At 40.5% G+C, this 22,807-nt stretch carries 19 protein-coding genes and 1 pseudogene; 7 read left to right on the top strand and 13 right to left on the bottom strand.

The features are described 5' to 3' along the window. Nucleotides 1–16 precede the first annotated feature (16 nt). The 10 genes and pseudogenes from nuoL to mutY form a co-directional block, all read right to left on the bottom strand. On the bottom strand, nucleotides 17–1,960 hold the full coding sequence (nuoL, locus tag QZL88_RS08280; RefSeq protein WP_296940015.1) for an NADH-quinone oxidoreductase subunit L: 1,944 nt from the start codon (nucleotides 1,958–1,960) through the stop codon (nucleotides 17–19). 20 nt (nucleotides 1,961–1,980) lie between these two features. Further along, nucleotides 1,981–2,325 (bottom strand): NADH-quinone oxidoreductase subunit NuoK, encoded by a 345-nt coding sequence (gene nuoK / locus QZL88_RS08285; protein ID WP_296940017.1) that lies wholly within the window; start codon nucleotides 2,323–2,325, stop codon nucleotides 1,981–1,983. 9 nt (nucleotides 2,326–2,334) lie between these two features. Next, complete coding sequence (locus QZL88_RS08290) at nucleotides 2,335–2,838, bottom strand: NADH-quinone oxidoreductase subunit J (RefSeq protein WP_296940018.1); 504 nt, start codon at nucleotides 2,836–2,838, stop codon at nucleotides 2,335–2,337. A gap of 261 nt (nucleotides 2,839–3,099) precedes the next feature. Beyond that, nucleotides 3,100–3,573 (bottom strand): annotated as a pseudogene (locus QZL88_RS08295) (4Fe-4S binding protein); the annotation flags it as partial. 81 nt (nucleotides 3,574–3,654) lie between these two features. After that, complete coding sequence (gene nuoH, locus QZL88_RS08300) at nucleotides 3,655–4,755, bottom strand: NADH-quinone oxidoreductase subunit NuoH (protein ID WP_296940023.1); 1,101 nt, start codon at nucleotides 4,753–4,755, stop codon at nucleotides 3,655–3,657. A 124-nt stretch (nucleotides 4,756–4,879) separates the two neighbouring features. Then, entirely contained in the window at nucleotides 4,880–6,508 is a 1,629-nt protein-coding gene (locus tag QZL88_RS08305; RefSeq protein ID WP_296940025.1) for an NADH-quinone oxidoreductase subunit D, read from the bottom strand. A 75-nt stretch (nucleotides 6,509–6,583) separates the two neighbouring features. After that, nucleotides 6,584–7,156, bottom strand: coding sequence for an NADH-quinone oxidoreductase subunit B (locus QZL88_RS08310; RefSeq protein ID WP_044216933.1), 573 nt, complete (start codon nucleotides 7,154–7,156; stop codon nucleotides 6,584–6,586). After that, the gene (locus QZL88_RS08315; RefSeq protein ID WP_291110978.1) at nucleotides 7,147–7,500 is read right to left on the bottom strand and encodes an NADH-quinone oxidoreductase subunit A; all 354 of its coding nucleotides are present in this window, start codon (nucleotides 7,498–7,500) and stop codon (nucleotides 7,147–7,149) included. Before QZL88_RS08315 ends, QZL88_RS08310 begins: the two co-directional genes overlap by 10 nt. Before the next feature lie 202 nt (nucleotides 7,501–7,702). Next, nucleotides 7,703–8,629, bottom strand: a complete 927-nt coding sequence (locus tag QZL88_RS08320) for a glycosyltransferase family 2 protein (RefSeq protein ID WP_296940027.1) — start codon at nucleotides 8,627–8,629, stop codon at nucleotides 7,703–7,705. Nucleotides 8,630–8,702: 73 nt separating this feature from the next. Next, nucleotides 8,703–9,764: an A/G-specific adenine glycosylase gene (mutY, locus tag QZL88_RS08325; RefSeq protein ID WP_296940029.1), complete on the bottom strand. Its 1,062-nt coding sequence runs from the start codon at nucleotides 9,762–9,764 to the stop codon at nucleotides 8,703–8,705. Nucleotides 9,765–9,920: 156 nt separating this feature from the next. Between mutY and QZL88_RS08330 the strand changes: the two genes are divergently transcribed. The 4 genes from QZL88_RS08330 (at nucleotide 9,921) to QZL88_RS08345 (ending at nucleotide 14,589) form a co-directional block, all read left to right on the top strand. Further along, nucleotides 9,921–10,196 (top strand): HU family DNA-binding protein, encoded by a 276-nt coding sequence (locus QZL88_RS08330; protein WP_006801658.1) that lies wholly within the window; start codon nucleotides 9,921–9,923, stop codon nucleotides 10,194–10,196. A 312-nt stretch (nucleotides 10,197–10,508) separates the two neighbouring features. Beyond that, nucleotides 10,509–12,083: an Rne/Rng family ribonuclease gene (locus tag QZL88_RS08335; protein WP_296940031.1), complete on the top strand. Its 1,575-nt coding sequence runs from the start codon at nucleotides 10,509–10,511 to the stop codon at nucleotides 12,081–12,083. 198 nt (nucleotides 12,084–12,281) lie between these two features. Continuing rightward, nucleotides 12,282–13,106, top strand: coding sequence for a patatin-like phospholipase family protein (locus tag QZL88_RS08340; protein ID WP_296940032.1), 825 nt, complete (start codon nucleotides 12,282–12,284; stop codon nucleotides 13,104–13,106). A 94-nt stretch (nucleotides 13,107–13,200) separates the two neighbouring features. Beyond that, a complete protein-coding gene (locus tag QZL88_RS08345) occupies nucleotides 13,201–14,589 on the top strand; it encodes a Gfo/Idh/MocA family oxidoreductase (protein WP_296940033.1) in 1,389 nt (462 codons plus the stop codon). A 62-nt stretch (nucleotides 14,590–14,651) separates the two neighbouring features. Here QZL88_RS08345 and QZL88_RS08350 read toward each other — a convergent pair whose 3' ends face one another. Together QZL88_RS08350 and QZL88_RS08355 are read right to left on the bottom strand one after the other, a co-directional pair. Beyond that, nucleotides 14,652–15,875 carry an isocitrate dehydrogenase (NADP(+)) gene (locus QZL88_RS08350; protein WP_296940034.1) on the bottom strand — a complete coding sequence of 408 codons (1,224 nt, stop codon included), beginning with the start codon at nucleotides 15,873–15,875 and terminating at the stop codon, nucleotides 14,652–14,654. A gap of 28 nt (nucleotides 15,876–15,903) precedes the next feature. Continuing rightward, nucleotides 15,904–16,788, bottom strand: coding sequence for an alpha/beta hydrolase (locus QZL88_RS08355; protein ID WP_296940035.1), 885 nt, complete (start codon nucleotides 16,786–16,788; stop codon nucleotides 15,904–15,906). A gap of 611 nt (nucleotides 16,789–17,399) precedes the next feature. Here QZL88_RS08355 and QZL88_RS08360 point away from each other — a divergent pair. Both QZL88_RS08360 and QZL88_RS08365 read left to right on the top strand, forming a co-directional pair. Next, complete coding sequence (locus QZL88_RS08360; RefSeq protein WP_296940036.1) at nucleotides 17,400–18,083, top strand: response regulator transcription factor; 684 nt, start codon at nucleotides 17,400–17,402, stop codon at nucleotides 18,081–18,083. A 9-nt stretch (nucleotides 18,084–18,092) separates the two neighbouring features. Next, entirely contained in the window at nucleotides 18,093–19,436 is a 1,344-nt protein-coding gene (locus QZL88_RS08365) for a HAMP domain-containing sensor histidine kinase (protein WP_296940037.1), read from the top strand. Nucleotides 19,437–19,628: 192 nt separating this feature from the next. Here the strand turns inward: QZL88_RS08365 and QZL88_RS08370 are convergent, their stop codons facing one another. Beyond that, complete coding sequence (locus QZL88_RS08370) at nucleotides 19,629–21,464, bottom strand: DEAD/DEAH box helicase (protein WP_296940038.1); 1,836 nt, start codon at nucleotides 21,462–21,464, stop codon at nucleotides 19,629–19,631. Between the two features lie 259 nt (nucleotides 21,465–21,723). On the opposite strand from QZL88_RS08370, the gene QZL88_RS08375 reads away from it, so the two are divergent. Further along, nucleotides 21,724–22,746, top strand: a complete 1,023-nt coding sequence (locus QZL88_RS08375) for an FKBP-type peptidyl-prolyl cis-trans isomerase (protein ID WP_296940039.1) — start codon at nucleotides 21,724–21,726, stop codon at nucleotides 22,744–22,746. Nucleotides 22,747–22,807 lie beyond the last annotated feature (61 nt).

The raw sequence follows: 22,807 nt of genomic DNA on the forward strand, positions 1-22,807 counted from the left end.
TATTTTTAACTATATCTTATTTACAAATAAAAGCAATTAACCATCCGCCAAAACCGACTACCAGTATCAACGCTCCCAGCAGGTACGCAAATGCATATTGCTGAATGTATCCCGACTGGAAGTCTTTGATTGCGCTCGACGCAGCCTGTGTTACATAAGCCAGTGAATCCATAAAACCGTCTACAAACTTCTTATCGAACCATGCTATCGTTGCAGAGATACGTTTGAAGATAATATTACGAGTTACATATAGCCACAGTTCGTCAAAATAGAACTTATTGTACGCCCATTTGTAGAATGTGCTGATGCTTGCTGTAATTCTATCAGGTATATCGTTTTTCTTATAATACATCCGCACTGCAACCCCCATCCCTATAAATGAGATAATGATACTTGTTATTGCTACCTGCCAATTGATATGAATATCATATGGTGCACCGTCAGATGTTACAAAGTGTCCGAATGGAATATACCCTGCACCAAATGCAAATATGGCTAATATAATGAGAGGTATAAACATCATAGGGCCTGCTTCGTGAGGCTTGTGATGATAGTGCTTATCACTTTCGTAGAAGAATATGCGTAGGAAAAGACGTGTCATGTAGAATGCAGTCAGTCCCGCAGCAAAACTCAATATAAAATATATTGCTTTATTGTGTTCGAAAGCCGAAGCCAGAATTTCATCCTTACTATAGAATCCGGAGAAGAATGGTACGCCGGCAATTGCAAACAATGCGATTGCAAATGTTATACACGTAATCGGCATATATTTTTTCAGACCGCCCATATCTCCCATCTCATTACTGTGTACCGCATGGATAATAGCTCCTGCTCCAAGGAACAACAGAGCCTTGAAGAATGCATGCGTAAACAAGTGGAACATACCAGCCATATAACCCAGTCCTTCGTGTTCTCCAAATTTGGAAACGCCTAAAGAGGTAAGCATGAATGCAATCTGAGATATAGTAGAGAATGCCAATACACGTTTAATATCAGTTTGGGTACATGCCACTACCGCAGCAAACAATGCTGTGATCGCTCCTACCCATGCTATAACGGTTAAAATTTGTTCAGCTCCAAAATAATATATCGGGAACAAACGCGCTACAAGGAATACTCCGGCTACCACCATCGTTGCGGCATGGATAAGGGCTGACGCAGGGGTCGGGCCTTCCATCGCATCGGGCAACCAAATATGGAACGGCATCATCGCCGATTTTCCGGCACCTCCCATAAATATCAGAAGCATTGCCCACGATAGAACAGACATTCCGAGGAATGATATCCCGGCTGTAGACGATACACAGATATCTGCATTCGATGCTGTCAATGTGGCAAAATCAAATGTACCTGTAAAATATGATAGTAACAGAATACCTACAAGGAAGAAAAAGTCAGCAAAACGGGTAACAATAAATGCTTTCTTTGAAGCTGCTACTGCCGACGGTTTTACATAATAGAAACTGATGAGCAGGAATGAAGATACACCCACAAGTTCCCAGAAGATATACATCTGGAATATATTGGTGGCCACAACAAGCCCGAGCATGGCGAAACTAAACAGGGATAGAAAAGCATAATAGCGTTGAAAACCTTTTTCACCCTTCATATAGCCCAAGCTATAAACATGTACCATCAGAGATACGGTAGTAATCACAACCAGCATCATCACCGAGATAGGATCGAGATACATACCTAAATCGATATGTAATGTATCCGTAAATCTTAACCACTGGAAGTGGAATACATTTATAGCCTGATAAACGCCATCAGCACCTTTTCCAACTTCGAAGAAATACTGATAAGCTGTAGTATAAGCCAACACCGCCATTACAGCAAGGGAAAGGCTCCCCAGTGTTCCGGCAATTACAGGCTTCATATATTTTCCGCCCAGCCCCAGAATGAGGAACATTACGACAGGAAGTACAAGTATCAGTATAGAATAATTAAATGCGTCCATATTTTATATCTTTTCCTTGCTTAGTTTTTCATTTTAGTAATATTCTCATCTATATATATACTCTTCACATGGCGGTATATATTGATAATAATGGCGATGGCTATTGCTGTTTCTGCTGCAGCTATTCCTATAGCAAACAGCGTAAAGAAAAATCCTTCGAGCTGTCCCGGATATAGATAACGATTGAACACCACAAAATTCAGGTCGGCAGCATTGAGCATCAACTCCACAGAAATCAAAACCATCAACATGTTTTTACGCGAAAGGAAACCATATACTCCGGCAAAGAACATAATCGTACTTACTGCCAGATATGCCTCGATAGGCACCGGTCCTGATAGAAAACTTGTTATAAAATCACCCATAATGTCTATTTATCTTTTTCTGGCAATCATTATACCACCAATAATACAAGCTAACAACAACACGCTTATAGCCTCGAACGGCAACAAGTATTGGTATTTATCCGTACCCATCATCGCCATACCTATATCCTGCATCTGCAATTCACTCTGCGTAACATAAGTATAGAATTTATTCACATTGTAGAAGATAATGTGACCACAAATACCAAGTCCGGCCAGAGCTGTAATAGCAGCAACAAACATCCTGCCCGGTTTTTCGAATTTTACATCCACACCCGGCTCATGGGTGAGCAGGATAGCAAAGATGAACAATACCATCACCCCTCCTGCATAGACAGCTATCTGTACTGCCATCAGGAAATGATAATCGAGTAGTAAATACAAACCTGCTGTACCTAAAAGGACAAATAACAGGAATGTCGCCGAGCGGATAATCTTCTGTGTTGTAACCGCCATGATGGTGGAAAACACAATGATTGTCGCTATAATGTAAAATATAATCTGTTCTGCCATAATCTGTTGATTATCGTATATTATTTATTCTTTATCTTCTTTTGGCTCAATATCTCCATCTGTTTTCGATGCAGGTACTGTCTTGGTTGTCACATCCTTTTTCACATCCAGTTCGGGATGGCTTCCATCTGCCGTTTTTATATCCTGTGCAGGTATAGGTTCGAGCGGAGTCTGAGGAACATTTTCCGGTGCAGCACTCTTTCCATGCACAGCTTCTTCGGCTTTAGCCACAGGAGCTGAAACTACAGCAGGAGCCGGTTTTTCTTTTTTCTTTTCACGAAGTTTAGATCCCTCATGGTTTAACTGCTGGATAAGCTTGCTACGAGTGAAAAGCGAATTTTCAAACGTATTCGCAAAAACAATTGCATCCGACGGACAAGTTATCACACACAGATTACAGAATGTACACATTCCTAAATCGTAGATATAACGGTCTATTATTTTTTTCTTTTTCCCGTCTTCTGTCTCTATACTCTTCGATATAACCTGTATTGTCCCGTTCGGGCAATTCATCTGACAGATACCGCAAGCAGTACAGGCATGCTCGTTATTTTCATCGTGCGGCATGATCAGCTCGCCACGGAAACGGTCAGGAATTACAAGGGTCGCACGGTTTTCAGGGTATTGCTCCGTGATCTTTTTTGTCCACAGCTCACCCCATGTCACCCTCATACCTGTGAGCAATGACTTGATACCTCCAAATAAACCTGAAAAATATTCTGATACTGAACTCATTGTCGTATTTTCTATAAATTAAGGTCTGAGACCTTTTTATTATTTTTTATATCTGTAACAGTATTAAATACTATCTTTTACTCATTTAAGAGTCCAACCCAACAAAACCATAGCTACCATCAATAATATGTTTACCATATTGATAGGTAATAAATATTTCCATTCCAGGTTCAATAGCTGGTCGATACGCAAACGCGGAAACGTCCATCTTACCCACAAGCTAAGGAAAACGAGGAATCCTGCTTTCATAAAGAACCACATGAATGAAGGAATATAGTTCATTATCTGGTTAAATCCATCCCAACCTTCAATTTGTATAGGCATCCATCCTCCTAAGAATACTGTAGCGGCGATACCTGCAACGATAAACATATTCAGATACTCTGCCAGATAGAAAAACCCGAATTGCAATCCTGAATACTCCGTATGATAACCTGCTGTTAACTCCGATTCAGCCTCCGGCAAGTCGAAAGGCCCACGATTAGTCTCAGCATGTCCTGAAATCAGATAGATAATAAATGCAATAAATGCGGGCACGTGTCCTGCTATTATATTCCATTGGTGAAGATATGTCTGTCCCTGTATTATCTGAGAGAAACTCATTGTGCCCGAAAGTACAACTACTGTCATCAAAGCAAATCCTGCTGACAACTCGTAGCTAATAAATTGCGCACCGCTTCGCATGGCACCGATCATCGAATATTTGTTGTTACTAGACCATCCTGCAAGTAATACCCCGATGATACCCAACGATGAAACGGCAATTACATAGAATACGCCGATATTGAAATCCACGACTTGAAGCCCCTGCCCGAATGGTAACGCACCGAATGTAAGCATGGAAGCCACAATCATAAAGAAAGGTGCTGTAAAAAACAGGAACCTGTCGGATTGCTTAACATGAATAATTTCCTTTAGCAATATCTTAACCATGTCGGCCACACTCTGAACGAGCCCGTACTTACCTACACGGTTCGGACCTAAACGAGCCTGGAAAAATGCCGTAATTTTACGTTCTACATATATTAATATCAAGGCCAGTACTGCATAAAGAGTCAGTAGGACAATACCTATCAGTACAAATTCTATTGTCAGAGCTGCCCATGTAGGCAAATTGGCGTGTAGCCATGTATCAAGCCATGTGGTCAATTGAGAGGGCTCTAACGAAAATTTTAACAGCATATGTTTTTATATTGATAAAATGAATAAGCAAAAAAAGCATTTAATGCAACATTATTTAACCGCAACCTATTATTGCTGTTGCAAATACAAAAGCAACAAATAGGACTGAGACCTTAATCTGTATTTAACGGTCGATGTCAGGAATTACATAGTCCATAGAACCACCGATACCGATAAAGTCTGAAATTTTCTCATCTTCACAAATCAAAGGCATCACCGATACGGCAGCCATCGACGGAGAACGGAATTTCAGACGGTATGGAACTTTGTCGCCACGGCTTTCGATGAATACACCGAATTCTCCACGGCCGGCTTCCACTCTCTGATAGAATTCTCCTTCAGGCAATTTGATGATAGCTTTTGTTTTAGCTAAGAATTCGCCATCAGGTATATTGTCTACCAATTGTTCTATAATTTTCAGAGACTCTTCTATTTCATCCAGACGGTTTAGGTATCTGGCAAAAGCGTCTCCCTCTTCGCGTATAATTTCTGTAAATTCTACTTTGTCGTAAAGAGCATAAGGTACATGCTTACGAACATCAGAAGCAAATGCAGAACCGCGTCCTGCAGGCCCTGTAACCGCATAAGAGATAGCATCTTCTTTAGACAGAAGGCCAATTCCCTTCATACGTCCCAAAGCGATAACATTACCGGTAAATAACCTGTCATATTCTTTCAGGCGCTTGCGCATGAGTGGAATAAATGCTTTTACATCTTTCTGAAAATCAGGATATATATCGAACATGACACCACCGATGACGTTGTAGTTGATAATCAAACGTCCACCTGATGTTTGTTCAAATATTTTAAGGATTTCCTCGCGTTCACGCATACCATATATAAAGGCTGTAGTAGAACCTAAGTCCATACACATGGTCGCCCAGGCTACAAGATGGGAATCGATACGATTCAACTCATCCATAATGGTACGGATATATTGCGCTCTTTCCGGAACTTCTATCCCTGCGGCTTTCTCCACACACATACATAATCCGTGACGGTTGATGTTTGCGGAAAGATAATCCAAGCGGTCGGTCAGGTGTAGTATTTGCGGATAAGTCATGTTCTCACACATCTTTTCTATTCCGCGGTGAATGTATCCGCTATGAACATCTATCTTCTTCACCATCTCACCTTCCAACGCAACACGGAAGTGCATTACCCCGTGAGTAGAAGGATGTTGTGGCCCTATATTTATTATATAATCGGTTTCTTCGAATACCCTTACAGTTTCCTCCTTCAATCCGTTAGGAGTTTCCATAATCCGGGGAGCGATATCAACGATATCTTTACTCTCTACCGAAACGGGATTCAATACAGGATTTGCATCATAATCTTTTTTCAAGGGAAAACCATTCCAATCGGAATTGAGAAAGAAACGGCGCATATCCGGATTATTGATAAAACGGATACCGAACATTGCATATACCTCACGTTCGTTATAATGGGCAGTTTCCCATATATCTGTAACAGTATAAAGCAAAGGATTTTCTCTATCGGCTGTACCTGTTTTCATGACAACCTCTTTGGATAAATCTTTTGATGATGCCAAGAGGTAGTTTACTCCAAGTTTTTCACCCCAGTCCATTCCGGTCAGCATAGCCAGATAGTCGAAAGGATACTCTGCATGACAACGAAGAGCTTTTGCCAAATGGCGTAATTTGTCCGGTTCCACAGTAACCGTAAGCCTTCCGGCTTCTTCGATCACCGCTTCGGGTACGGCTTCCAATATTACTTTCCTGATGTTTTCCATCGATATATTATAGTTGCGAATTACATGTTCGTTTTATATGGGGAATAACCATCCCCTGGTGTAACCAGAAAGAGGTTACTTATTCTTTTTATCCACTTTGAACAAAAAGCGTTCTACCTTGATTTTACGTTGCAGCTGCATCAAGCCATAGAATAGTGCTTCCGGACGAGGAGGACATCCCGGCACATATACATCTACCGGCATTATTTCATCTATTCCTTTCACTACATGGTATGAATCTACAAACGGACCGCCGGAAATAGCACAACTGCCCATAGCCACAACATATTTCGGCTCTGCCATCTGGTCGTACACACGTTTCAGCAGCGGAGCCATTTTATGTACGATCGTACCTGCTACCACCATTGTATCGGCCTGACGGGGACTGTTACGCGTAACCTCCATCCCAAAACGGGCAAGATCGTAACGAGCAGCAGCTGAAGCCATAAACTCGATACCGCAACAACTGGTAGCGAATGCCAGAGGCCAGACAGAATTGGAGCGTCCCCAGTTAATAAGATCATCCAACTTTCCTACAACAACGGGAACTCCGTTTTCATTCAGTTCCTTTATATAATCTTCAAGGTACTCATTATCCTTAAACTCATCGTTAGGAATACCTTTTATATATATCTTCTTTATTTCCATTGCAATGCTCCTTTCCTCCATGCATAGGCCAGTCCAAGACCTAAGATTAATACGAAAAACAATATGCTATATAATCCGGGCATCCCTAAATTCCGAACGACAGTCGCCCACGGAAATAAGAAGATCGCCTCAACATCGAACATCAGATACAGGATAGCATAAAGGTAATATCCTACCTTAAACTGCATCCATGAAGTACCGTGAGTAGGAACCCCACATTCATAAGGCTCTCCTTTTTGTGCATTAAATGATTTTGGTGATAACAACAATGCCATGCCAAGCCCGGCACACACAAGCATAATTCCCGTCAAAAGAACTACTAAAAAAAGAGCAGAAGAACTCATATTTTCATTTTAAGATTAAAACTTTTCTATCAATTGTCAATCACTTTCGATGGTATTCGTGACACTTTGCTAAAAGCGTAGAAAGCGCACCAAATGAGAGTCTGCGGACAATCGGCGCAAAATTACAGTTTTATTTTTTAAACACAAAAATTTATATGCCAAATTATTCAAATTTGACAACTAAAGATTGCAAAATAACCTTTTATGCTTTTTCCTTTACGATGTAAATAGGACGTTTTTTGGCTTCCAGATAAGTTTTGGAAAGATATTGCCCCAAAATACCAAGACAGAATAATTGAATGCCTCCGATAAAGAAGATCACACACATAGTGGAAGGATAGCCCTGAACATCGTCTCCAAAGACCAACGTTTTGAAAATGATAACACAAATCATCACAAATGCGATAAGACAAAACAAGATACCAAACAGGGAGGCAATAAGCAAAGGCCGGGTAGAGAAAGCGATTATCCCTTCCAGCGAATATAGAAACAACCCGATAAACGACCATTTGGTTTCGCCCGCAACACGTTCTACGTTTTCAAAAGCGATCCATTTGGTTTTGAATCCAACCCAGCCAAATATACCTTTTGAGAAACGGTTGTACTCACTCATTTCAAGAATGGCATCTACCATCTGCCGGGTCATCAAGCGGAAATCACGCGCACCGTCGACAACTTCCGTATCTGAGATTTTGTTTATCAGTTTATAAAACTGTTTAGCAAAAAATGAGCGCATAACAGGCTCACCCTTTCTGTCGACACGCCTTGTGGCCACACAATCAAACTCTTCCGTTTTAAGACTCTCATACATCTCCTTCAAAAGAGATGGAGGGTCCTGCAAGTCAGCATCGATCAATGATATATAATTACCTGTTGCCGCTTTTAGCCCCGCATATATACCTGCTTCCTTTCCGAAATTCCGGGAGAAAGACACAAAATGCACCCTATCGTCTGATTCTTTCAATTCTTTTACCAACTCCAATGTCTTATCCCTAGAACCATCATTGATGAAAATAAATTCAAATTCCTGTTCCGGCATTTCGTCTGTCAGTTTCACTAATTCTTTATATAGGAAGGGGAGAGCTTGTTCTTCATTATAGCAAGGAACAATTAAAGATATCTTATCCATGTTTCGATATTTGTTTATGTTTCGTACAAAGTTATAGTGTTTTGCGGCTTATGCAAATACCAGACCCGAATAGTTACATTTTTTCTAAATATTTATGAACCAGACGAGACACAGGATATTCATCTACATCGCTAGCTCTCACCTCTATATATTCATCCACAGCCGACACCTTTCGAACCGACACCTGATAAAATGCTGCATATATAGTCTGATGAGAAAGAATGTGCTTCATTTGCGTTATATATTTAATATGGAGCTCATCTCCATTTTCGAATATATGCCTGAAACCATCTGTCCTGTGCAACTCCTCTATAGACATAACCTCTGCGGTTTCTATCAACGGTAATTCATACAAGCCTTGCCAGATATCTTTGGCCGTACGTTTATGCAGAAGCATATATCCATCGTCGGACCTGACATCAAAATAATTGAAAAACCGGGCACGCACCTTTTGCTTCCCGGCTTTAACCGGATATGCATTCGCCTTATCCTGAGCATAGGCAAGACACATTACCGAAGCCGGACAATTGATACAATCGGGAGATACAGGCACACATTGCAATGCCCCAAATTCCATGATTGCCTGATTGTGCAAACCTGCCCTTTTATCATCAAGAAGTTCCTGAGCAAGCTGAGAGAACAATTTCTTACCTTTTGTACTATCTATAGGCTCTTCCACTGCAAATATACGCGACAGCACTCTGAATACATTACCGTCGACAACAGCATACGGCTGATTATAGGCGAAAGATAGGATTGCAGCAGCCGTATATTCTCCCACTCCTTTCAGGCTCAAAACATCAGTATAGCCCTGTGGAAAAACTCCCTGATATTTATCTAAAACCATTTTTGCAGCAGCATGGAGGTTACGCGCACGGCTATAGTATCCCAAACCCTGCCAAAGCTTCAGAACCTCATCCTCTTCGGCCTTTGCCAGCAAATCTACAGAAGGAAATCTTTTTACAAACCGGTCAAAATACGCATACCCCTGATCTACACGCGTTTGCTGTAATATAATTTCTGAAATCCAAATAATATAAGGGTCTGTAGTCTCACGCCAGGGCAGGTCCCGCTTATTCCGATCATACCACCTTATTAATATAGAGCTCAATCTTAAATCTTTTTCTTTACTCATTTACAATTATTTACCATAAGCAAAAATCATCTGTCGCCGAAAGTTAATTTCTGCATTATTTAGAAAAAATGGTTATTATTTGTTTCAAAGGTAAATAAAAAGCTATATATTTGCAGTCCAAAAAATTAATTGTTTTGAATCTAAAAAAATAAGAAAATGACAAAAGCTGACATCGTTAACGAGATTGCGAAAAATACAGGCATAGACAAAGCGACTGTATTGAAAACAGTTGAATCATTCATGGACGTAGTTAAAGACTCCCTGAGCAAGAATGAAAATGTTTATTTAAGAGGTTTCGGTAGTTTCATCGTGAAGACAAGAGCTCAAAAAACAGCTCGTAACATCTCTAAGAACACGACTATCATCATACCAGCACATTCAATTCCGGCATTCAAACCGGCTAAAACTTTCGTAATCCAAGTAAGAAAGTAATTGAGACGCACATAATTATTAATTACTAAATATATAAATAACATGCCAAGCGGAAAGAAAAGAAAAAGACATAAAATGTCTACGCATAAGCGCAAAAAAAGACTGAGAAAGAATAGGCACAAAAAGAAAAAATAAGCCTTATTTCTTTCTTTAACAGAAATATACAGGAACAAACTTACAAATTGTTGAATTTTAAGTTTGTTCTTTGTGTATTATATGAAACCCGCTTCTCGGACATAAAGAAGCAACCCTATTTTCAGGTTTAAATACTGAATATATTTAAATCTAATTTTCAACTTCTAAATTATAGTTATGAATAGCGAACTAGTAGTCGATGTTCAGCCCAATGAAGTCTCGATAGCAGTACTTGAAGACAAAAAACTTGTCGAACTGCAGAAAGAAGGAAGAGACGCTTCATACGCGGTAGGAAACATCTATGCCGGCAAAGTGAAAAAACTTATGCCCGGACTAAACGCTGCTTTTGTAGACATTGGATACAAAAAGGACGCTTTTCTTCACTATTTAGATCTTGGTGCTCAATTCAAATCTGTTGATAAGTTCTACAAACAGGCACTGGCTGATAAGAAAAAATTCCCGAACATCTCCAAAATGAAACTGGAGAATGATATCGACAAGGATGGCTCTATCAGCGACATACTGAAACCCGGACAGGAAATCCTGGTACAAATAGCCAAAGAACCTATATCGACAAAAGGCCCCCGCCTTACATCGGAATTGTCCCTGGCCGGACGTTTCCTCGTTGTTATACCTTTCAATGATAAAGTCTCCGTATCGCAAAAAATAAAGTCGAAGGAAGAACGAGCCCGACTACGCCAACTGATACAGAGCATAAAGCCTAAAAACTTCGGCGTAATAGTCAGAACTGTAGCTGAAGGCAAAAAAGTAGCCGACCTGGATACTGAGCTGAAAACACTCGTAAAGCGATGGGACGACAATCTACCCAAAATACAAAAAAGCAAATTACCGACACTCGTCTTTGAAGAAACAGGACGTATTGTTGCACTTTTGCGCGATGTATTCAACCCTAGCTTTCAAGAGATTCATGTAAACGATCCCGATACATGTAATCAGATAAAAGACTATATTTCATTCATTGCTCCCGAAAAGAAAAATATTGTAAAACAATATGATGGTGATCTCACCATATTCGACAACTTCGGCGTTACAAAACAAATAAAAGCACTTTTTGGTAAAACAGTGACATTCCGCAATGGAGCATATCTGATTATAGAACACACGGAAGCATTACACGTAATAGACGTAAACAGCGGCAACAGGTCAAAGAATCCGGAAGCCGGACAAGAAAATAACGCCTGGGAAGTGAATTCCGCGGCAGCAGAAGAAATAACCAGACAGCTAAGATTACGAGACATGGGGGGCATAATCGTAATCGACTTTATAGATATGACTGAAGGCGAGCACCGCAGTCAACTGATAACAAGAATGCAGGAATTAATGGCCAACGACCGCGCCAAGCACAACATTTTGCCTTTAAGCAAATTTGGATTGATGCAAATCACAAGGCAGCGCGTTCGTCCCGAAATGGAAATCACCACAACCGAGATTTGTCCCAACTGTTTCGGAAAAGGAGAGATAAGGCCATCCATATTATTCACAGACACCTTGCGTATGAAAATCAGTTATCTTGTGAAAGATCTGAAAGTGAAGAAATTTACCTTGCACGTACATCCATACGTTGCAGCGTTTATCAATCAAGGTCTTGTTTCCCTCAAATGGCAGTGGAAATGGAGATACAGTATGGGAATAAATATATTACCAAACCAGAATCTGGCTCTTCTCGAATATCATTTTTATGATGAAAACAAAGAAGAAATAGATATGAAACAAGAGTTTGAAGTAAAATAATTATTACCTAAAATACATAAGCCCCCGCTTTGATAAATCGAAGCGGGGGCTTTTTTCATTATACAAGAATCTGATGTCCGATTCAATGGTCTTATTATTAAGATCACCTTCACCTTTCAATTTATTACTCCAACAGTTTCATAAGTAAAAGGATTATAACTAAATTTGCTCTGAACTAAACCCAGTGTCACACAATAAATGAGCTCCGAAAAGAATATATATAAGCTAGGAATAGCTCTGAGTGGAGGAGGAGCAAAAGGTTTTGCCCATCTTGGTGTACTACAGGCACTCAATGAAAGAGGGCTTTATCCTGAAATCATATCGGGTACCAGCGCAGGAGCTTTTGCCGGAGTACTATATGCTGACGGACACACGCCCGAAGAGATAATATCATTTTTTAAGAAAAAGGTTTTTCGTGAGTTTGCCGAATTTGCAATACCTCACGGAGGATTCTTTAAAAGTGAAGGTTTCCAGTCTTTTCTGAAAAAGCATTTAAAATCAAAAAACTTCGAAGATCTGAAAATACCCCTGCATGTGGTGGCTACGGACATAGAGCATGGAGAAAGTATGGTGTTTACCTCTGGTCCGTTAATACCGGCAGTAATAGCCTCATGCTCCGTCCCTATTATATTCAGGCCCGTGGAGATCAACAAACATTATTATGTAGACGGAGGGCTATTCAAGAACTTCCCGGTTTCGACCATACGCCGCGAATGCACAAAGATAATAGGGGTAAATGTAAGTCCGATTACTAAGTCCGAATTCCGCAGCTCGATAAAGTACATTGCAGAGCGCTCGTTCCACTACATGTCCGGTTCGAATACGCTGCTCGATCGTAATCTATGCGATTATCTGATAGAGTCGGTGGCGCTCTCCCGCTATTCAATGTTCGACCTCGACCACGTGGAAGAGATATATCAGGCCGGCTATGAATTGACTATGGCATTCTTTAAAGATAATGAAGATGCACTACTAAAGGATTTTCCTTATCTTGCAGTACAACCGACAGAAAGACATTTATAATATTAAGATACCAAATACTTTTTTTGTGACAACTATCTATCCATAAGACACAGATACTTTAAGACACTATATTGACCTATAAATATTCTATCCCATGAAAAAAAATCTTTCATTATTTTTACTTTGTCTCCTATTTATCAGTTGCGGACAACAAAAAGTGACTGAACGGTCATCTTTCATAAAAACAGAAGTTCCTACCCGTCCTGCCGGACAAAGCGATGTTTTAGAATTGAAAACCGATCCATTACCGACTGTCCGTGTAGCTTTCATCGGTCTGGGAATGCGTGGTCCGGGAGCTGTAGACCGTATGACACACATAAAGGGTGTGGAAGTTATCGCTCTCTGCGATGTGGAGCAAAAAAACACGGAAAAGGTGAATAAGATGCTCATGGAAAAGGGATTACCAAAGGCACAGGAATTCTACGGCGACACCTCGGTCTGGCGTAAGGTTACAGCTTTGCCGAATGTAGATCTAATATATATCGCTACTGATTGGAAATCGCACGCGACCATAGGTGTGCAAGGTATGAAAGATGGAAAACATGTGGCCATAGAAGTACCTGCAGCTATGGCAATGGATGAAATATGGGCATTAATAAATACCTCGGAACAGACCCGGAAACATTGTATGCAACTTGAGAATTGCGTATATGACTTCTTCGAACTGACCACCCTCAACATGGTTCAACAAGGGCTGCTTGGCGAAATCGTACATGGTGAAGGTGCGTATATACATGGCCTACAACCTTTTTGGGATCAATACTGGAACAACTGGCGTATGGACTATAATAAAAAACACAGAGGAGACCTATACCCTACACACGGGCTGGGACCGGTATGTCAGGCGATGAATATACATCGTGGCGACAAGATGAATTATCTTGTATCTGTAGATGCCAAACAAATATCGAGTATCAATTATATAAAAAAGAAAACCGGCGAAGATGTAAAAGATTTCCGCAATGGGGAGCATACTTCGACCCTTATCTCTACCGAAAAAGGTAAATCTATCCTTATCGAGCACAATGTGAATTCGCCACGTCCTTACAGCCGTATGTACCAGCTTACAGGGACAAAGGGTTTTGCCAATAAATACCCGGCACAAGGTTATGCTCTCGATGGAGGAGCAATAGACCCGACTGTGGCTGCCAACCATGAAAACCTGAATGCGCACAGTTTTGTACCGGATGATGTACGGAAAGCTCTGATGGAAAAATACAAACATCCTATAGTTAAAGATATAGAAGTCAAAGCCAAAGAAGTAGGCGGACATGGAGGAATGGACTTCGTAATGGATTACCGCCTGATATATTGCCTGCAAAAGGGATTGCCTCTGGACATGGATGTGTATGACCTTGCCGAGTGGTGCAGTCTGATACCTTTGACCGAAATATCTCTTGATAACAATTCGGCTCCGGTAGAAATACCTGATTTTACACGAGGAAGCTGGAATAAGTTACAGGGACTTAAATTTGCGGAATAAGAAAATAAAAAGAACACTTGCAATCATGCTGCAAGTGTTCTTCATTTATATTTGATCTGATATTATGCTAATTTAGCCTGTAAACTGTGACTGATTGTATCCAGAAAATCTTCTGTATTCAGATAATTTGAACGCTCCATTTTATCTCCATATACAAGCAAGGCCAGGTCTTTAGTCATTTTGCCCTGTTCTACTACTTCTACACAGGTTTCTTCGAGCTTATTAGCAAAATCGATCAATGGTTGATTTCCATCCAGTTTTCCTCGATGTGCCAAACCTCTTGTCCATGCAAAGATAGAAGCTATTGGATTCGTCGATGTCTCTTTACCTTGCTGATGCTGACGATAGTGGCGTGTTACCGTTCCATGAGCAGCTTCCGCTTCCATTATCTGCCCGTCAGGGGTAAGCAGCACTGAAGTCATCAGGCCAAGAGAGCCGAATCCCTGCGCCACTGTATCGGACTGTACATCACCATCATAATTCTTACAAGCCCAGACAAAACCTCCGTTCCATTTCAGGGCAGAAGCCACCATATCGTCAATCAAACGATGTTCGTATGTAATACCGGCTTTTTCATATTCTGCCTTATACTCGTTATCATAGACTTCCTGAAATATATCTTTGAAACGGCCGTCATAAGCCTTCAATATTGTATTTTTTGTGGATAGGTACAACGGATATTTCTTCTGTAACGCCAATCTGAAACAAGAATGGGCAAACCCATATATAGACTCATCCGTATTGTACATACCCATAGCCACTCCATCACCACTGTAATTATAGACAGTGTATGACTGAGGTTCACCCTCTTCGGGTGTAAAGGTAAGAGTTAATGTACCTTTCCCTTTTGTTACAAAATCGGTGGCTTTATACTGATCGGCATTTGCGTGACGCCCTATAATAATCGGCTGTGTCCATGTATTCACTAAACGTGGGATATTGCTGATAATAATCGGTTCGCGAAAAACTGTACCCCCTATTATATTACGGATAGTACCATTGGGAGATTTCCACATTTTTTTCAGATCAAATTCTTCTACACGGGCCTCATCCGGAGTAATGGTGGCACATTTTACAGCTACTTTGTATTTTTTAGTGGCCTCAGCACTGTCTATTGTTACCTGATCGTCTGTTGCATCACGGTTCTGAATGCTCAGGTCATAATATTTCAGGTCGATTTCTACATAAGGGAGAATTAGTTTATCCTTAATATATTGCCAGATGATACGGGTCATTTCATCGCCATCCATCTCCACAATGGGATTCGCTACTTTTATTTTTTGCATCTTAGTTATACTGGTTTTTGATTAAATATTATTGTTTGTTTTGTATATCTTTCAGCCACATAGCCAACAAGTCCAGCATTTGTGTATGATATTTGAAATTCTCTCTCATACCCCAGCCATGCCCTCCTTCGGGGAATATATACATTGTTGCCGGCACATCATTCTGTTTCAGGGCATCGTAATATAATATGCTATTAGCCGGCGGAACCGCCTTGTCGTCATCACTCAATAACAATATTGCAGGCGGAGTGTTCACATTTACCTGCCTTTCGTTCGAAAAAGTATACACATCGGTAATAGAAGGATTATCTCCTAATAGATTTAACTTGGAACCTCCATGCGTAGCCACTTCCATTGTGATAACGGGATAGAAAAGGATTGAAAAGTCAGGCCTTGTGCTTGTACCCTCTATAGCATAATGAGTGGAGGCTGTCGCAGCCAGATGACCGCCTGCAGAAAAACCCGCAATACCTATTTTATTGACATCAAAACCAAGTTCACCAGCATGTTCACGCATATAGCGGATTGCCTGTTGTGCATCATCTAATGGGATTTCCTTATGCTTATTTGGCATTCGGTATTTTAATATAGCGGCAGTTATTCCCTGCCCGCTCAGCCATTGCGCAAACTGCACACCCTCATGCTCGATAGCCAGTCCGGCATATCCTCCTCCGGGACATATCACAACAGCTATTCCCGTGCTTTTTGCTTTGTCGGGCTGGTAGATCGAAAGTTCAGGAGAAGATACATTTACAACCCAGCCTCCATCTCTCTCATATTTCTCAGCTTCTGTTATTTCATTACTTGTCGGAGGATTTGTACCCCATAACTTAACGGTCTTTTGAGCATTCATATTTACACATGTAAATAGCAGCAAAGTACTTGCTACTAATAATTGACGGGTGTTTATCATTTTGATCAAATTTTAAAATCAGATTTTTCAAAGATAGATATTTTAAGGTTTAAATCAAAAATGTAATAAGGAGAACGAAGCATAATATCTCTTGAAAAATTTATCTATAGTAGTATAAACTTATAGTTGATAGTTCTTTGAAATATTGATTGACCACTCCAACTTCCCCGAGGGGTAGGGCTGTTAAGTTCTGAATTCTTATACCCTCTGTGTCATGTTGAACGGAGTGAAACATCTCGTTTCTCAGGGTCGGGATTCTTCACTTCGTTCAGAATGACAGCAGAAAATAACAGAATAAGGTGGAGAACTTAACAGCCCTGCCCAAATGGGGAGGTTACAGAGTGGGTAAAAAGTAATAGGTAGAAAAAGTGTAACCTTTGTTACCTTTTTGGGAATAGTTACAAGTAGACAAGATACGAGATACCAGTTGTTAACTAATGGCTGTTAACTGTTCACTGAAAAAACTGTTACTTTTATTACCTTTTTTACTATTGAATAATCAGCAAAACTAACACTCAACTGCCCACAATAGCATTATTGAACGTTTTAATTCAATATAATATTTGCATTAATTGAAAATCGTTACTTTTATAATTCTAAAACTATGTGTTATGGAGATTTTATTAATAGAGGACAATCACCGCATCAGTGAATTTGTGGTGAAAGGTCTGGAAGAAACCGGATACTTTGTTGTTCTTGCCGAAAACGGAGTAGATGCACGTAGCCTGATCAGCGAAAAAGAGTGGAGCCTGATCTTGCTGGACATTATGTTACCAGATATAGATGGTATCGAATTATTACAATATACGCGTTATAAAAAAATCAACACCCCCATACTTGTCATCAGTGCCTTAGGTGATGCGGAGGACAAAATCAGGGCGCTGGACTGTGGAGCAGATGATTACCTGACCAAGCCGTTTCTCCTCAGGGAACTGATAGCCCATATCAATGCATTGACCCGTAGGGCAGGATTAAAGTATGATGTTGCATCCGATGTACTGGAATGTGACGATCTTAAGCTATTTAAAGACAGACACCGGGTAGAAAGAGGAGGTGAAGAGATTAAACTTACAATGCAGGAATTCAAATTATTGAAATTACTGATGGAAAATAAGGACAAAGTATTGTCCCGCGCCCAATTGCTGGATACCGTATGGGGTGTAAACTACGATACGAATACAAATGTGGTGGATGTATACATTTCGTACCTGCGGAATAAGATAGATACGGATGGACATGTAAAGCTTATCAAAACTGTAAAGGGACGGGGTTATATGATAGAAACTTATGATTAGAGGTATCGCATGAAAGTAAAAAATCGCCTGAGCCTGTATTGTTCTCTTATCTTCGGTATAATCTTCGCTATTATATCCTTGCTTATATACGGCCTGTTCTACAACAACTCAAAGAAATCCATTTATAGTAATCTTGAAAAAACGGCTCATATATCAGCTTTGTTCTACCTTGAGGAGGACGAATTAAACGACAGAGAGTTTGCAAAGATTAAGGCACAGTTTGAAGAAATGGTAACCGACTCATATTATCAGGTATATGACATGCACAATAATATAGCATATGGCGTCGGTGTATCCGATATCCCTGTTTCTATTCTGGATAAGATACGGCTCAACAGGCATTTGTCTTTCACTATAGACGAATATCTTTGCTATGGCATATTCTATGAAGATAATCAGGGAGACTTTGTCGTTATCGCCAAAGTGCCCGAAAGCGGACTTACCGAACAGGTGAATCTATTGTTGTGGATATTGATCACATCCTTTGTTATCGGACTTTTAGCTATTGTCGTCCTCAGCCGCTGGGTATCGCGCATCGCATACCGTCCGTTTAGTGATGTGATAAGCCAGGTGAAAAACATATCTACAAAAAATCTGAATGTCCGGATACAATCGCCTGATACAAAAGATGAATTGCAGAACCTCATAGAAACATTCAATGATTTACTGGCAAAGATATCCGAGACGGTTATTATCCAAAAGAATTTTGTAAGATATGTCTCCCACGAATTTAAGACTCCATTGGCTTCCATGATGGGGAATGTAGATTTATTCTCTATAAAAGACCGCAGCCCTGAAGAATACCGGCAACTGTCGGGAAAGCTTATTGAACAGATAGTGCAAATGGAAGAGATATTGGACACTCTCATTATTATTTCCGACCTGAAGAAGGATGAAAAGGAAGCCTCTTGTATGCGGATAGACGAACTGATATGGGAGATTATAAGCAAGATGAAAAGCCTCTATCCCAGTTCTAAGATTCTGGTAAATATGGATATACAACCGGAAGATGAGCAACTGATGTCTGTAGATAAGGATAGGACCCAATTACTGATTGCTTTATTCAATCTGGTGGAAAACGCGGTGAAGTATTCTTCCAGAGAGAATGTCACCATACATCTCTACAAGAAATCTGACAGGCTGTGCTTGTCCATTGCCGACAAGGGTATTGGTATTCCATCAGACCAACTGGCAGATATCAGTAGACCTTTTTATCGGGCAGATAATACGAACGAGGTGCAAGGTAGCGGTATCGGCCTTTCAATAGCCTTACGTATACTGGACAAGAACGGAATTGAATATAAGATAGAGTCAGAAATCAATACAGGGACTACAGTCTCACTCTTATTCTAGCATCAGTGCTTATCTATTTTTATATGGAATCAATGCTTCGATATAAGAAAAGAATGGTCGAGTTTCTATTACAGACAGTATTAAGGGATAAGACTATCAAATAAGAAATCGCTATATAAAGAAACGTCAGTCACTTATCCCGTATCGATAAGACAACTGACGTATATATATAAATGTTAACTTAGTCTCCTATCAGGAAAACTTCGGCTTGCGTCCACCTTTTCGATGTCCTTTATCCGACGGTTTTGAAGATCTGAAATCTGAATTTCTTTTCGATCCCTTATCAGAACGTGAAGAACCACTGTTTCCACGATATCCTCCACTTCTATCGGAACGGGAAGCGCCGGAATTACCACGGTCTCCACCTCCGCCACCTTGGGCAACTTCTACAGATATGCGACGACCGTTCTGTTCCTGACGACTCATTGCGCTTATCACTTTCTGAGCATCCTTTTCAGGTACTTCGAAGAAGGAGAAGTTTTGCATGATATCAATACGTCCGATATTCACCTTCTCTGGTACGAAATCATTTACCAATCCCATGAGTGTTGCCGGATTCACACTGTCTGTACGTCCGATATTAATGAAAAGACGAGAGTATCCCTTTTCCGCACCGCGGCTACCTCCCGAAGAACGATCAGAACGTTCACGGTCTTTGCGACGAGGGTATGACTTATCGTCTCCTTTGGAGAAGCGGTCGGAAGGAGCCTCTATTTCATCTGCATCACGATAATAGTCGATCAAGCGGTTAAACTCAAGAGCCACAACACGCTTTATAATATCTTCTTTTTCCAGCCAGTCGAGTTTCCTGTACACAGATGGGAGAAGGTTCGATATTTCATCTTCGTTTACCTTTACTTTCTCTATTCTGTCAACAAGACTGAACAATTGCTTTTCGCAAATGGCTTCTCCCGAAGGAATTACTCCCTGCTCGAATTTCTTATTGATGATTTTCTCAATTTCCCGGATTTTACCCTTCTCTTTTACATGGACAATAGAGATGGATGTACCTGTTTTACCAGCACGGCCTGTACGTCCGCTACGGTGGGTATATGATTCTATATCGTCAGGCAATCCGTAATTGACAACATGTGTAAGACTGTCAACGTCCAGTCCGCGGGCAGCTACATCAGTTGCAACCAGTAACTGAATATTATGAATGCGGAATTTCTGCATCACATAATCCCGCTGTGCCTGAGACAGATCACCATGCAGAGAATCGGCATTGTATCCGTCCTGTATCAGTTTGTCGGCAATCTCCTGTGTTTCGCGGCGGGTACGGCAGAAAATGATACCATATATATTCGGATAATAGTCGGCAATACGTTTTAACGCCAGATATTTATCTTTTGCATGCACCATATAATATACATGCTTTACATTGTTCGACCCTTCATTCTTACGGCCAATCGTAATTTCTTTAGGGCTTTGCATGTATTTTTTGGTAATCTTGGCAATCTCCTTTGGCATTGTAGCCGAGAAAAGGAGCATTACTCTTTCGTCTGGTACTTTAGATAGTATCTCATCGATACTTTCCGTAAAGCCCATATTCAGCATTTCATCCGCCTCATCAAGCACAACATATTTTATGTTCTTCAAATCTACCGTTTTACGGTTGATAAGGTCTATCAGACGCCCCGGAGTAGCAACGATAATCTGTACTCCTCTTTTCAGAGATTTAATCTGGCTCTCAATGCTCGACCCTCCATATACAGGGAGAACTCTCAGATTGTCAATATATTTTGAATAATCTGCCAGATCACCTGCTATCTGTAAACAGAGTTCACGGGTAGGACACAGTATCAATGCCTGAGGTACGTTTTCTTTTACTTCGATTTTTTGTAGTACAGGCAATCCAAAAGCGGCTGTCTTGCCCGTTCCCGTTTGCGCCAATGCGATTATGTCGCTTGTTTCGCCCAGCAGGTATGGAATCACTTCTTCTTGCACGGGCATGGGATTCTCGTAACCCATTTCTTCGATCGCTTTGCGGATATTCGCTGCAACCCCTAATTCTTCAAATGTTTTCATTAAAAATTATAAATATTCTTATGTGGTAATTAACCCTTCAACAGGCCTACTCCCACCCCAAAGAATATTCGACATAAGAGAGTCAGCCGTTAAGGACGCGCAAAGGTAGTGATTAGTTTTCAAGTTTTTACAAGATTTCACAATAAGTTTATTGAAGTTATTATATAGACGGATAAAAAATACTACTTTTGCATCTCGATATAATATACACATTCTCAGAAACTATAAACATAGAATATCAACAAATAAAATTAGTCATATGAAGAAATTATTACTGTTCTCTTTGGTTGCATGCGCAATATTAAGCCCGGAAGGCCTGCTTGCACAGAAAAAAACAACATCTAAGAAAATCGTGGCGGCAGAGCCTATTCTGAGTACTCAGGCTGATACCATATCTTATGCTCTTGGTGTAAACATGGTACAAAGCGGGTTGAAACCTTATCTGTCTCAAATGGGAGTTATAGCCGATACCGCTGCGGTGAGAGCTGACTATACATCCAAAATAGAAAAAGAGGCTGATGCCGCAAAACAAAGTAAACTGAAGGTGGAAATGGCCTCCAAGTTAGATTCCCTGACAAAAGCCAATGCTGCCAATTTAGAAGAGTTTTTGGTCGGTTTTGCGCAAACGATAAAACAAGATAAAAGTAAATCTGCATTTAATTCGGGTGTGGCAATTGGCAGCCAGCTTTCGACTATGACCGATAATTTCTCGAAAGAAATATTAGGCGGAGCCGGCAAGCTGAATATCGATGCCTTTGTTTCAGCTTTCTCTAATAGCCTGAAAGATGAAAAACTACTAATAGAAGGATCAGAAGGTATTATACAGGATGCCGCTCAAAAAGCACAAGAGGTAAACGAAGCGAAGAAAGCGGAAGAAATGAAAGCCGAATATGCCAGCCAGATTGCCGAAGGTGATAAATTTATGGCAGAGAATAAGGCTGCGAACGGAGTAGTGACATTGCCTAGCGGTTTGCAGTATAAGATAATAACAGAAGGTACAGGAGCCAAGCCGGCTGCAACAGACCGCGTAACAGTTCACTATAAAGGTACATTACTAGACGGAACTGTATTCGACAGCAGTATTGAAAGAGGAGAACCTACTACATTTGGTGTAGGCCAAGTAATCAAGGGTTGGACTGAAGCCTTACTATTAATGCCTGTCGGCTCAAAATGGATGTTATACATCCCTTACGATTTAGCTTATGGAGCAAGAGAACAAGGTTCTATAAAGCCTTTTTCCAATCTCATTTTCGAAGTGGAATTGATTGATATTGCCAAATAAACCATTATAAAAAGTACGATAGAAAACGGCGTCGGTAGTTCAATTACCGACGCCGTTTTTA

Origin of the sequence: uncultured Dysgonomonas sp. (assembly GCF_900079725.1) — a bacterium.
Taxonomy (GTDB): domain Bacteria; phylum Bacteroidota; class Bacteroidia; order Bacteroidales; family Dysgonomonadaceae; genus Dysgonomonas.